Raw genomic sequence first — 12,082 nt, forward strand, 5'->3', positions numbered from 1 at the left:
AAACGCTCATGAGAAAGGGGGATTTAGCACTCCACCACACTCGACCCCAAGAACGAAGCTCAGAAGCAAGTGACGGCGCTCAAAACAGAAAATGAAGGCAAGTTTACAGAACCTGATCCGACCCTTGATCAAGACACAATGCTCAATGCTCTGAATGGGTTTGGGAAAGGCGTTGAAACATTATAGGGGCCGGTGGAGTGCAAAGCCATAATATGGGTTAAACCACGGGCGGCCGCATCCTTTTTACTCAAGTGAGAAGCGGCAGCATTGAAGGCGAGTGCATCTTTCGTTTACCTGCTCGGCACCACCTGTCCACCCGCATGTTGCCATGCTTCGATACCGCCTCGATACCAAAGAACGTTTTATACCCCAAGTTAATCGCCCTGAGGGCTGCATTGTAGGACATCCAGCATTGAGTGGACTGACAATAGAAAATCATCGGAATTTCAGTGTTGCCTTGTAATCCCTGTTGCAGGAATTGCTGAAGGTGCTGTGATACTTGATCGCCAAACTGACCTGGCTGCGCCGCTTGTGCCAGTGGCGTCGCGCCAGGTAGCATCTGCGCGCCCCCCAAAACATCAAACAGGACATAGGGTGTACGCTGCGATTGGATCAGCTCAAAAAGCCCCTTTGTGGTAATGATTTGTCCACCGGGAATGGACGCGGGGGTTGGTCCGTGCATGGCCCCGTTGTGGAGCTCATTTTTGGGCTGAACCCCAAAAGCCTGCCGTTCATATTGAGCCATTTGATCCAGAAGTTGTGTTACTTCGGGGTTCATGCCCCCAGACTGCTGACCGAAGTTCCCGAGTTGCTGACCGAGGTTGCCAGGCCGCTGACCGAAGTTGACGGGTTGTTGCGATTGTCCGAACCCACCGGTTTGTTGGCCAAAAGAGTTCTGTGCAGAGACAGATATCGCTGAACATACAACAAAAAGTACGACCGATATTGATTTTCGCATTAGATCAATTCCATCTTTCCAATTGTGTCCCGAACTGCCCCGTCGACTCGAGCGGATTAAAATTGTGATCGTCCGTCGAGACATAACTTCCATCGTCGAGACGCCACGTATTGTCCCCGCCCATGGGGGCGTTTAGTTGACTGCCATCCGTGTCACGCCAGTTGTCTCGCTCTAACATCATGTCCGAAAACTGCTGTGACCCGCGCTCCATCGCTGCTGCGCGGTCTTCGAAACTCTTTTGGTTCAAATTTGAGATGTAGTTGTTTGTATCACGATTGATGTTGCCAATTTCGGCCATCGTCTGACTGGTATTCCCGTCAATGGCCCTGCGATGTTTGAGAACCTCACTCTGCCAGCTGGGGTTGATCTCAATTGACTGGCGCATTTGTTCGGAAAGCATTATGTCGAGTTCCCCGGCGGGGGCAAAGGCAAGCCAGGCGGGCAAGCTCTCGCCTTGGATGAACCTCATATCCGCCATCATGCCTTGGCCTGAAATATAGGTTTCAAACACGGTGACAAGCAAACCAACGGTCATCCGCATATCTTCCCCTTGGTCACTTCGAAAGCTGAACAGGGCCTCACCTGCGTCAATGTGATTGCGCATCCAAGAGCCATATCCGAGATCTGTCTGAGCGGGCTTTATGCCTGTTTCCTGAATGAAGTCAGGTCGGGGGCGATAGTCGATCATCTGCGCTGCGATACGAGCGTAGAAATTGCATCCTGTGCCGAGCCAATCTGCAAAACCGAGCATCCTTGCAATCCTGATTGAGCTGAATTTGTCCATCTCACCGATGGCAATATGGCCACGCCATAGCGTTGGTCCGGCGAGACTGCAGCCCAACTCATATCGTAGCCATAGCGATTGCATGTACTTTGATTGCCCCAGACGACGCCGCCCTTCGGTTGCCATCCCTTGGGCACAGCCACGGCAAACGCGGGCATCGGTTGTCTCATGCCAGTGCCATCAATGCCCAACGCGCGCTGAAACTGCGCGTTGGCGGGAGAAGTAAGCAGAGGGCACCAAAACAGGATAAAAAGAGCGAGGGCCTGGAAGGGCTTGAAGATGGTAAACACTAAACTCTCAAACTTACTCATATTTCGCTCCTGAACGAACACATTGGCTAAACTCTAACAGCATCCGCCAACAGATTAAGCTTCAGAAGAAGCTTAATTATGCAATATCAATTGTTTGGACTCTTGTACGAATTAGGGAGGGCGCTAGGGACTTAGTCAAGCTTACGCAACAAGATTTTTCAAAATGAAAACGCGATCTTGCGAGCTCATCAGCTGCAACAAACAGACAACACAATGAACTCGACACTCATAGTGTATTGCGAAAGCAGAGGAAAAAAAGATTTTTCAATATGAAAATTGGCGATGCCTAGGTTTCTTTGACGCTTGACCAAACAGATGCCGTTGTTTCGGAGGACGCGCCCTTTTCCAGATACGATAGAATCAGCCTATCGAGAGCCGCGCGCGTGACAAATTTATGATCTTCGGACAGCCCCAATGTCGCAACCATCTTCCAGTGACCATACATCAGGCAGACGAACAAATACGAAATCTCCAGTGCGCTCTTGCGAGTGAGCGTGGGATACTGCAGTTCTATTTCGTGGCTCAATACTTCACCAAGCAACTGATACTGCCCGCGCAACGCGGATCGAACAGGTTTTGAACGTGCTGCCAAAGACATCATGGCATCGTAGACCTGATCATCGCGCGGCTTCGGAAAGCCCTCGAGTAGATCAAAATAAAAGTCAAAAAATACATCTAAGCGAGGCCCGTCCGCGGCGTTCACTGTGGCGGCGATCAAAGCTTCTCGATACAATGCAGCCAGGTAGTCGCAGACAGAAATCATAAGATCTTCGGAATTGGAAAAGTGATACCGCACCAATTGGCGCGATACGCCGGCTGACTCGGCTATCGCATCGTATGAGAGGTTTGGCAGACCCTGTTCCTTAAGAGCCCAGAACGCCCCTTCAATGATCTGTTCGCGGCGCTCGTTTTTTGTTTCATTATGCTGCATAAATCGAGACTGTAAAATTTGACTTCAGTAACCACTCCCCGTCCTTTTGGGCGGGAAGTAGTTACACCTCGTTTACCCTGCATATCTGTTGGTTAAGCGGAACGCCAGCCACTTCTGGGAACGGATCGAACCGACAGGTAGCTCTTAATCTTCTCTTTGCTGATCGGCAATTACTCACATGCCTCGAGGTGTGAGCATGACACCTTCAGCGTTGACAATTGCAATGTTCTCGGGCGTGGCGCGGGCCATTTCGACCCCATCCGGTGACATCATCGCGACGACATATTCAGTGTGCTTTTGAACGCACCCGGTTGCTATGTTTCGCGCTGCGTAGCCAATTTTATTCGGTTAGCGTCATACCTCCGTTGAACATACTCAGAGAAGACAAGGCGGATCGCGCCTTCGGCCACGCTGGAATTTGTCCGTCGCACGGCTTACTTGCCGATCCACTGGACGAGTCTGTCGGTCAGACACGATCATGGCAGCTAGGGTCTGCCACGTATCGAAGAGGTAGTCGAGCCGGACAGTACGATCTGCGACTGTGGGGCTGACCGGCATGTGATTGGCGAGGATATCAGCGAGCGGCTCGATATCATCCCGGCCCAGTTCCGGGGGATCGTCACCCGCCGCCCAAAGTATGCCTGCCGATCCTGCGAAGAAGGCATTATTCAATCGCCTGCTCCGGCGCATCTGATCCCCGGTGGGATGCCAACCGAGGCCACCATCGCTCATGTGATCGTCAGCAAATCCCTGTCGCATCGATCAGCAGATGCGACGGCCCAGATCCGCCACGATAAGGGATGGCGTCGTTGAGTGTCTTCTGACGGCGGTATAGGGTGCTGAAGTCCGGCACTTTCCAGTCGAGCCCGGCCGGAAACAATAAGCTTTCGACGGACCCGGTGGTCCGCCGAAGGGGCATGCCGAATAGCCTCTTCATCGTGAGGCGGATTTGGATAGCCGCGTCGCTGAACTCAGGTTGCCGCCCGCGCTTGCCAGTCGTGGCAGACAGCCCATAGGCGCTAACTTAAGCGGATTGGGGGGACCATGAAGTAGCCTCGAAGCCATATTTGAGCAGTTGTTGTCATTCATATCCAGCCCGGCGAAGGTCAGAGGAGCCTAATCAGGTAAATGTTTCCGGATTAACGAGTGGCGATATTGGACAGGAAAGCGGTGGATTTGTTTCTGGAGAACACAATCCACCGCGCGGCTTTCGAACCTCTGGTAAGCTGTTTCGTAACCTACGCACTTAGAGCTTCTTCTTTCAGGTTACTTGATTTGATTGTGATCAACACTTTTTTCGTCGCCGAACGTTCAACCCATCGAATAGGTTGATATAGGTCAGGCGGCTGGGAACACTCTTACTCATCCACCGGCAACACCCGTAGTCCAATTGAAACAGTCGGTGGAAGCATCTGCACACCCTTTGAATCGATAAGTGCTGCTTTAAGTTGCCGTCCTAACGGGTTGCTCGGGAAACGCACATAACGGCGATCACCGAATGATCCAACTGACGTTCCCCCGCCTTCACGGTCAAAATCCGTTTCTATTGCCCACATCTGCGAACCAGCATATCTCTTGCCGCCAATTTCACCATCAAATGAACAGTCCAGCTCCAAAATCCGTTTTTCGTCTGTATGATTGAATATCACCGTTTCTGGCGTGGTAAACTGGCCTGTTTGCTGTCCGAATTTGTAGTCACAGCTGATGGGCGTGTTAAACCCGTGATTTACAAAAAACGCAAGCCCTCCGCCTGTAGCGCCGCCATAAGCAACAGAACTATGGAAGTTCACAGGAAGCGGTACCTCTTTTCCCTCGAACGAAGTTGTTGGGGGCTGGTCGTTTGCGCAAGCAGATAGAACCGCCAAAAATACAACTGCGATACTTTTCTTCATCATATTTTCCAGAGTTTTTGAACTACAATGTCGAAGTCGTCAATTACTGTAGCTCGTGCAAGATTGATCCCGGTTACGAAGCGAAACAAACTACGATTGTGACAATTCTGTACGATCGAGCGTGGGATAAGCGAATTGCCACAGATCGGATTGCACACAATAGTCGATATTTGTGCAACCACAGCGAAACCTCTTTTGTACCGGATCTTTCCAGTTCAGACCGTATAGAGCGAATGGCAATTGTTCCAACACTGCCAGACCGACCGCCTTCAAGAAGGGCTTGGGTCTTCAGGGCGGATTAACAATGGGCATCATTTGAATGCTCTTTGTCTGCGCGGATCAAACAGCCTATAGGCAACGCTGTGGCCCTTGTCGTTTTGCGGTCGGCCCAGCAAGATCAGCTTGAGGGCTTCAATCAGCAAGCGCTGAACCCTCCAAATTGATGGGCTACGTTGCTTGGCAGCCTGTTCCACAGGGGGGAGAGTCCAGCGTATTGCTGGACAAGGTATTGATCAACAGTGCAAATATCAGGTGGCTGTACAGCCAGGCTCTTGCGAGATTGGGGTCCTTTGCAGGCAGGCGCTCAATATGAATGAGTGACTTCAATCGCTTGAAGGCCAGTCCGATATGGCAGCGGGTACGATAAAGCGCAAAAACCTCATCGGTATCACAGACACTCGCATCAAGCGATGTCACAACGATGATGGAGCCTGCCGCCGCAATGCTGCGCGGATCCCCCCTGAAGAATGCTGTCGAGGCGTCAACCCCATCCAGGCCGAGAAATCCCTCCCCCGACGAAAGGCGGCAGGATCCGGCGCAAGCGCAAGGATGGCGGCGGCGGTCACGGGGCTGACGCCCGGGATGGTCATCAGTCTCGCCGCTCTTTCGTCCGCGCGGGACGCCGCGGCGATCTCTTCATCGAGCTGGGCGATCCTGGCCTGAAGATCGCCGATCTGATCAAGGATCAGTTCCGCATGGCGCTTCACCGCTTCAGGGAACGTGTCTTCTTCGTCAGCCAATGCCGCCTGAAGCCGCTTGAGATGGACCGCGCCTTGCGGAGCGACAACGCCATATTCGGCCAAATGCCCGCGCAGCGCATTGATCGCTTGGGTCTTTTGGCGAACAAAGAGATCGCGGGTCTTAAACGCCATGCCTGCGGCTTGCTGCTCCGCCGACTTCACCTGAACAAAGCGCATGGTCGGGCGCGACGCGGCCTCTGCATCGGCCGCATCGTTCTTCTGGCGCTTCACAAACGGCTTCACATAGATCGGTTGAATGAGCCGCACCTCATGCCCCAGTTCAGCAATGCGCCGCCCCCAATAATGCACGCTGGAGCAGGCCTCCATCGCAACAAGACATGGCGGGAAAACAGAGAGCAACTTCAGCAACTGCGATCTCGACAGCTTCTTCGAAAAAACACGGCGACCGATGGCATCGGCGCCGTGCGCCTGAAACACATTCTTCGCCAGATCTATTCCTATGATGCTAACCTCGGTCGTGGACGCCTCCTCTTTGTAGCACGTTTCAGCAACGCTACCTTGGCACATTGAGATGCCGTGAGGGGCGTCCACCCCATCGGTTACGTTGTAACCGTAACGTCGGTGGCCTGACGCGTAGATCTCGACGCCCAATGATTTGAGAAGCGAATTTGAAGCGCACTCCCCACTGAGAGATGTGCAAGATCTCGCAGCGCGGGATGGGCACCACAACGTGGGGCCGGGACACCTGTTGCATCCCTCTCTAACGATCACCGTCGGTGAGGGCAGGCCGAACGATTACGATCGGCACGCGTCCCGGTAGCTTCCAGAAGCGGGATGACCCGCACCCTGGTCTGCGCCATGTGCCCATTGACAGTTATTTGATCTTCTTCATCGAGCGGGGTGGCGAAGTGCAGATCGTGCATGTGCTGCAAGGGTCGCGGGACTTGCCAAGGTTGCTACGCAGTTAGGGCTGATAGCAAGTTTCGGGATAGTAGAAACATCCCATGATATCCTCGCTTGTTGCGCTTTCATTAAGTCGGCTTGTACCGGACGAAAGTTTTAGATCGTCTACAGACCATGATGCAGTGGCTGCTTCAGGCTCATTAAGACGCGCTGACATTTCTACAGTTCCTGTTTGCAGTTGTGCTTCACGGTGCAGACGAATTTCGGAGGAAAACCAACCTCTATCCTCAGCGATCCACACGTTTACCCCTGCTCGCGTGGAGTCACATACAAGCGCGCGAATGCTTACAGGTTGCGCACCGCCTAAGAGTTGAGGAATACTCAAATATCCGCGCTGTACATCTTCGGGAACTTCCATTTTTGACCACGTTAGATCGCACACTGCTTCTTGTCTCCGAACTTGAAGGTCACGGCCTAAAGTCTGACAAAGGTCGCTTATCGGTCTTAGACGCTGCGGCGTTCTAAATCGGTTAAACGGCACACACATTCCAATAGCGGCTTCAGCGCTCTCCTCCATCGGATCAGCATTTTCGAATGCTGTTCTTATACCTTCCAAACTGGAATTTAAAACGGTTTGATACTTGACTTCTGTCTCTTGTCGAGCAGACATAACGGCGGCATTGATATCTGCAATGACGTGTTCAAAAGCTGAGCTATTCGAGCGAATGCGCGGGATAACATTCTCAATGCTGTAACCATCTGTTTTGACTAAGTTTTCGATGTCTTCAGGGGCGCTCATAAGTGCGGTAGTGCGTTCATTGATAGCTTCGAGGGCCTGTTCGCGAAGCTGTACGGCAAGTTCCTCATTGCAGTTCTCAAAAACGGCGGTTTGAAGTTCGTTGTTGTAGGCATAACCGAGTTCCTGGCGCTTGCGATCACACCATGAGATGAAGGCACTGAGCTCGATTGGTTCTGCTCGTGCCAGATTACCAAGTTCCTCTGGCAGTTGCGCCATCGCAGCTTGCCGTTGTGTTTCCAGTGCAGGAGATATGATGCTTAAGACGTCATCTTGAGACAGTCCCAGTCTACGCCATTCGTTTATACGCGTTCTGTCAAGAGCCAGCCAATCTTCTGCAACGATAGATTCGAGAGTTATATCGAGATTGGCGATACGATCTCGTTCGGCTGTAACTTCTTCAAAGGCCGCGATTCGAGCTTGAACATCGGGCCATCGACGAGACATCACGTTTTGAAACGTATCAGCGTTCTCACATGAACGAGACATAGTGAGAAAGTCCTCGGCGAGCGTTTCGTTCCAAAATTCAAGGGGCAGGCCAGTAGCCAGTTCGAGATATTTGTCCCAGTCCCAGCGTATTTTGAAACCGTCAATGCGTGCGCATAACGCACTTTTCTCTAGGATCGCTATTTGCGTTGCATCTTCAGCTTGTTGTCGTAATGAGCGAGCGCGAATGCCTTGGGCCTGAAGTAGCAAATTGCCATGGAAACGGCTTCTTTGGTCCGTGTCTTGCTCCGCCCAGAATAGAGCCACTTCATCTAGAAGGCCGGTATCTTCCAGGTTTTCTGCGCGCGCAAGAACAGCGGCTTCGTATCTGTCCCAAAACTGATCTATTCCGTTTTGGACCTCGCGCTCTGTTGCTGTTTGAGAGAGGGTTGGCAACATAGTGGCTGGCGGCAAGTGCGATAATAAATCGTTTGCCACTCGACCTTCATTTGCCGTTGGTTTGGCGATGCTCAATGCGCTGATAGTAGCGTTGAAGCGTTCACTTGGATGCAGCGCAGCCTCAAGTGTAAACGCACAATCATCGCGTGGCTCCCCTCGGCGATCTAGCGCAGTGATTCGCGGTGCATTCGAAAGCATGTCGGCAAATTCGTATAATGTGCGACCGTTGGTACTACTGGCCGTAACCGAACCGGACATCTCGGCAGCGGAAAACTGCCATGTAAGCCCTTCAAATGTTGATCGCGCCCGATCCACTCTGCGAAGGAAACCTTGGATGGTAACGTCACCGTCCAGGTCGCCAATCACGCTCCATTCTGCGATGTAGCTGTTCTGACCACACTGATATCCATCCGCAGTGAAATAGTGTTCAATATTGTCTGCAAAGGCAGCAGACGGGCCAAATAGTACGAAGGCAAATGCTGTATTTCTAATGGCTTTCATTAGTTTATTTTCCTCTTAAACGGGTCCAGAATCCTTTCAGCCGCCTATCTTCTAAAAGAGCTGTTGCTTGTTGTCACCACTTGTCGCGATCTTCGCGCAGATCTGCAATCTCTTCTTCTAGGTGTTCAGTCCCGGCATCTAGTGGATCGGATCGATGATGAATCGATCCGTCTCTGAAGTTCAGTTTTTACAGATGTAAGAGGTGGTCCTAGGTTTAGTTGAGCGCGTCACCACCGAACTGGAACTGATGAACGCCGCAAAAGAGTTGGAACGGTAAACTAGCTCTCCAAAACGGACCCTTCTGGCAGCTTTTGCAGCATCAGCATTATGTTCTGAATTGACGACGATAACCCGACAGACTTCATCCAGATTTTATTACCGTTTGGCAACACGACATCCGATGCATGTTTATTTCCATCAACGCCGAAATACCTATGTATCTGAGCACCGTCCTTAATGATATTCAAATGTGTTTTTTTACCATCAAACGCCGCAAAAAGACTTTGAACAGACAGAACCGTCCACTGTTCACTGTTTTCAAAGATACCGAATATGAACCGCTCATCACCATGTTTCAGCAACTGAATTTTGTCGGCTATTTGCGAACCATCAACGTAAGAATTACCCGCAAGTTGTCGGATTTTCTTACGCTCAACACGGGCCATGACCATACTCAATGTGATTATCGCGTCGACCCAGTCAAAATGAACTCGTTAGCTGGATTTCCCGCCCTATAAACATTGAGCCCGTGCCAAGTACCACCACGATCAGCGAGCCTATTCAGATAGGATCGCAGCACACCAGTGGGTTCAACAACTGACCCAGTATTGACGACAATCGTGTCAACTCCTTCAGCAGCTAGTTCCGCGCGCAGTGCATTGACATCACTTGGATCGAGTGAAGTGGCCCTTTGCGATCTAAAATCAATAGTTGCCGAGCCGCCGTCTATGTTGACGCGAGCATTCATACGCTCAGTGACACCGCTGGTGAAGCAATCGTTGTGCACCCACACTGGCGCTGCGTTTTCATTGGCGGCAACGAAGTATGTGTGGAACTCAGCAACGGTAAGGTTGAATGCTGTCAGTGGTTCCGCTTCGACCTCAACGCCAACCACTTCCGCCCAAGTGCCATCGTCATTGAGCAGACGATCACCTGTTTGCAGTTCAGCAGCATCCACCCAATGGCTATTTTCAAGCGGGCCAGTATATACATGGCCTTCCGATGAATCCGCCACAGCGCGTGCAGTTTGCACAAAGTATGGGTGAATACGGTTCGAAACGATGGTCTGTTCAATGCCCGTTTCAGCGTCACGCACGGTAACCGAAACTGTTTCCTCATATGGGTTCGAATACTGCGCTTGAACTGCTTGCCAAGCCATGTCGCCATTGGCCGGATTTCACGACCAAACCGACATGTTGGTGTTCACATCGCTGATTGGGAGCAAACCACCATCGGTTAGAACCAATGTATCAGCGTGGAACGAGCACACTCCCCTAAATGTTGCATTACAACACTCCGACGTGGGTTTTGCATTGGCAGCACCGAGCGCCAGAAGCGCCGCTGTCAGCACAGCCAGAAGGCCCGCAAAGAAGGATTGAAGTCGCAAGATCATAACCCAGTCATAGATCGGATGCGGCCCGGTTGGGAGGCCGTAAGCAATTGGCTGCTAAAGAAGATTGGGTTTATTCAGGCTGGTATTTTGTCAGCGGCAAGCCGTTTTGCTCAACCCATTCGTCTGATTCAGCGACGGCTTGGGCATTTTCACGATTCCATTCAGCCACTTCAACTGCGGCAATTTTAGCCCTTAGGCGATGGCAGAACATCTTGGATTTCACATCCGCCTCGATGTCCTCATAGGTGCATTTCAACTCACCTGCCATATCAGATACTAAAACCGCAGTGCCGCGATCTCTGCGGATTGCAGACCCGCCAAGGTGCGCTGTAAGAAGATGAAGTTGGACCCGATGTCACGATAGCCCAGATCAGACGCTTTCTCAAACTTTCGCGCATCCAGTAACTTATCAAGATCGTCAAGGGATTTGCGCAGATCACCCACGGCCTGAGCCACGCCGATAACCTCGCCGACGATTCCATCATCAAGGGCCTGCAAGCGGCCTTGGTGCTGATCGAGAAGGTCGTCAATCTGGCTCATATTTTCCTCAATAATGATAGCGGCACTGGGCAATGAGAAGCTGATCTTCTTCGACGCGGTAGACCAGCCGATGCTCCCGATTCAAACGGCGAGACCACCAGCCGGAGAGTTGCCCTTTCAGCGGCTCAGGCTTGCCTGTGCCGTCAAATGGGGTTCGGGTGCATTCCTTATTCAGGCTATTCAGGCGGGCCAGCAGCTTGCGATCCTGCTTCTGCCAATAGAGATAATCGTCCCAAGCCTGCTCATGGAAGATAATTTTCACTCGATCAGAGCCTTTTCAATGCCCTTGTCTGCGTCCAGCTCCTCCACCGCTTTCAGCAGGCGCTTGGAGTTCTCCGGGCTGCTCAGCAGATAGCGGGTTTCTTCAAAGGCCGCGAAGTCTTCCAAGGACATCAGCACAGCTGCAGGCTTGCCGCCGCTGCGCGTGATCAGCACGGGTTCATGATCATCAGCAACCCCGTCAATCGTGGCGGACAGGTTGCGGCGGAAGTCGGTATAGGTCGTTGCTCTCATGCCCGTATATGTACGCGATTACGTACCTATTTTCAAGTTTCATCTTCGATCACTTCCCCATCCCCGCCCATTTTCGCGGGATGCGTGAAGGTATGCACCTGCTTGATCTGTCGGACGGAGACCTGCGTGTAATCTGAGTGGTATCGAGTTTCGCGTGACCGAGAAGCTGCTGGATGTAGCGGATATCGGCCCCATTCTCCAAAATGGGGTCGAGTGGGGCTGAGTGCAGAAAACCCCGTTAAGGGTTTTGAACCGGTATTTTCCGCCACCGATATTCGCCTGTTAGAATGATGTGCGCCCATCCAAGCGGTGAGATGTGGGCGAGGAGTTCGGGTGAGCAATCCAGCCCAGCCCTTTGACGCTTTTCTACCGCGACCCCAAGTTGTTTTGTTTCCACGCCTTGGAGCAAACCCTCCGACTTCCAGTCGGACCTGCTTCAGCACGAAGAATCGTGTTATGATCTTACCCTCTGGAAA

General features: G+C 51.9%; 13 protein-coding genes and 2 pseudogenes. 1 reads left to right on the forward strand and 14 read right to left on the reverse strand.

What is annotated here, in order from left to right; translation table 11 throughout:
• Positions 1-247: 247 nt before the first annotated feature.
• The 4 genes from RA27_RS22825 to RA27_RS22835 all read right to left on the reverse strand — a co-directional run bounded on the left by RA27_RS22825 (position 248) and on the right by RA27_RS22835 (position 2,984).
• A complete protein-coding gene (locus RA27_RS22825; RefSeq protein ID WP_039544561.1) occupies positions 248-958 on the reverse strand; it encodes a hypothetical protein in 711 nt (236 codons plus the stop codon).
• A gap of 4 nt (positions 959-962) precedes the next feature.
• Positions 963-1,646 (reverse strand): hypothetical protein, encoded by a 684-nt coding sequence (locus RA27_RS22830; protein ID WP_152610799.1) that lies wholly within the window; start codon positions 1,644-1,646, stop codon positions 963-965.
• A complete protein-coding gene (locus RA27_RS24265; RefSeq protein WP_152610800.1) occupies positions 1,643-2,053 on the reverse strand; it encodes a hypothetical protein in 411 nt (136 codons plus the stop codon). Before RA27_RS24265 ends, RA27_RS22830 begins: the two co-directional genes overlap by 4 nt.
• A 286-nt stretch (positions 2,054-2,339) precedes the next feature.
• On the reverse strand, positions 2,340-2,984 hold the full coding sequence (locus tag RA27_RS22835) for a TetR/AcrR family transcriptional regulator (protein WP_039544565.1): 645 nt from the start codon (positions 2,982-2,984) through the stop codon (positions 2,340-2,342).
• Positions 2,985-3,476: 492 nt separating this feature from the next.
• Between RA27_RS22835 and RA27_RS22840 the strand changes: the two are divergent.
• Positions 3,477-3,731 (forward strand): annotated as a pseudogene (locus RA27_RS22840) (IS66 family transposase zinc-finger binding domain-containing protein); the annotation flags it as partial.
• Here RA27_RS22840 and RA27_RS23965 read toward each other — a convergent pair.
• From RA27_RS23965 to RA27_RS22890, 10 genes and pseudogenes are all read right to left on the reverse strand, one after another.
• Positions 3,730-3,987, reverse strand: a pseudogene (locus RA27_RS23965) (transposase); the annotation flags it as partial. The pseudogenes RA27_RS22840 and RA27_RS23965 overlap by 2 nt on opposite strands.
• Positions 3,988-4,342: 355 nt before the next feature.
• A complete protein-coding gene (locus RA27_RS22845) occupies positions 4,343-4,876 on the reverse strand; it encodes a hypothetical protein (protein ID WP_039544574.1) in 534 nt (177 codons plus the stop codon).
• 692 nt (positions 4,877-5,568) lie between these two features.
• Positions 5,569-6,423: an IS110 family transposase gene (locus RA27_RS22855; RefSeq protein ID WP_152610801.1), complete on the reverse strand. Its 855-nt coding sequence runs from the start codon at positions 6,421-6,423 to the stop codon at positions 5,569-5,571.
• A gap of 397 nt (positions 6,424-6,820) precedes the next feature.
• On the reverse strand, positions 6,821-8,941 hold the full coding sequence (locus RA27_RS22860) for a hypothetical protein (protein ID WP_039544579.1): 2,121 nt from the start codon (positions 8,939-8,941) through the stop codon (positions 6,821-6,823).
• Positions 8,942-9,219: 278 nt separating this feature from the next.
• Positions 9,220-9,606 (reverse strand): hypothetical protein, encoded by a 387-nt coding sequence (locus RA27_RS22865; protein ID WP_152610802.1) that lies wholly within the window; start codon positions 9,604-9,606, stop codon positions 9,220-9,222.
• A 17-nt stretch (positions 9,607-9,623) separates the two neighbouring features.
• Positions 9,624-10,319, reverse strand: a complete 696-nt coding sequence (locus tag RA27_RS22870) for a polymorphic toxin-type HINT domain-containing protein (RefSeq protein ID WP_039544584.1) — start codon at positions 10,317-10,319, stop codon at positions 9,624-9,626.
• A 304-nt stretch (positions 10,320-10,623) separates the two neighbouring features.
• Positions 10,624-10,821, reverse strand: a complete 198-nt coding sequence (locus RA27_RS22875) for a type II toxin-antitoxin system CcdA family antitoxin (RefSeq protein ID WP_039544586.1) — start codon at positions 10,819-10,821, stop codon at positions 10,624-10,626.
• Between the two features lie 8 nt (positions 10,822-10,829).
• Positions 10,830-11,093 carry a hypothetical protein gene (locus RA27_RS22880; RefSeq protein ID WP_039544587.1) on the reverse strand — a complete coding sequence of 88 codons (264 nt, stop codon included), beginning with the start codon at positions 11,091-11,093 and terminating at the stop codon, positions 10,830-10,832.
• 7 nt (positions 11,094-11,100) lie between these two features.
• Entirely contained in the window at positions 11,101-11,355 is a 255-nt protein-coding gene (locus tag RA27_RS22885) for a Txe/YoeB family addiction module toxin (protein WP_039544589.1), read from the reverse strand.
• The gene (locus RA27_RS22890; protein WP_039544590.1) at positions 11,352-11,606 is read right to left on the reverse strand and encodes a type II toxin-antitoxin system prevent-host-death family antitoxin; all 255 of its coding nucleotides are present in this window, start codon (positions 11,604-11,606) and stop codon (positions 11,352-11,354) included. Before RA27_RS22890 ends, RA27_RS22885 begins: the two co-directional genes overlap by 4 nt.
• Positions 11,607-12,082 lie beyond the last annotated feature (476 nt).

It is taken from the genome of Ruegeria sp. ANG-R, from assembly GCF_000813985.1.
Lineage (GTDB): Bacteria > Pseudomonadota > Alphaproteobacteria > Rhodobacterales > Rhodobacteraceae > Ruegeria.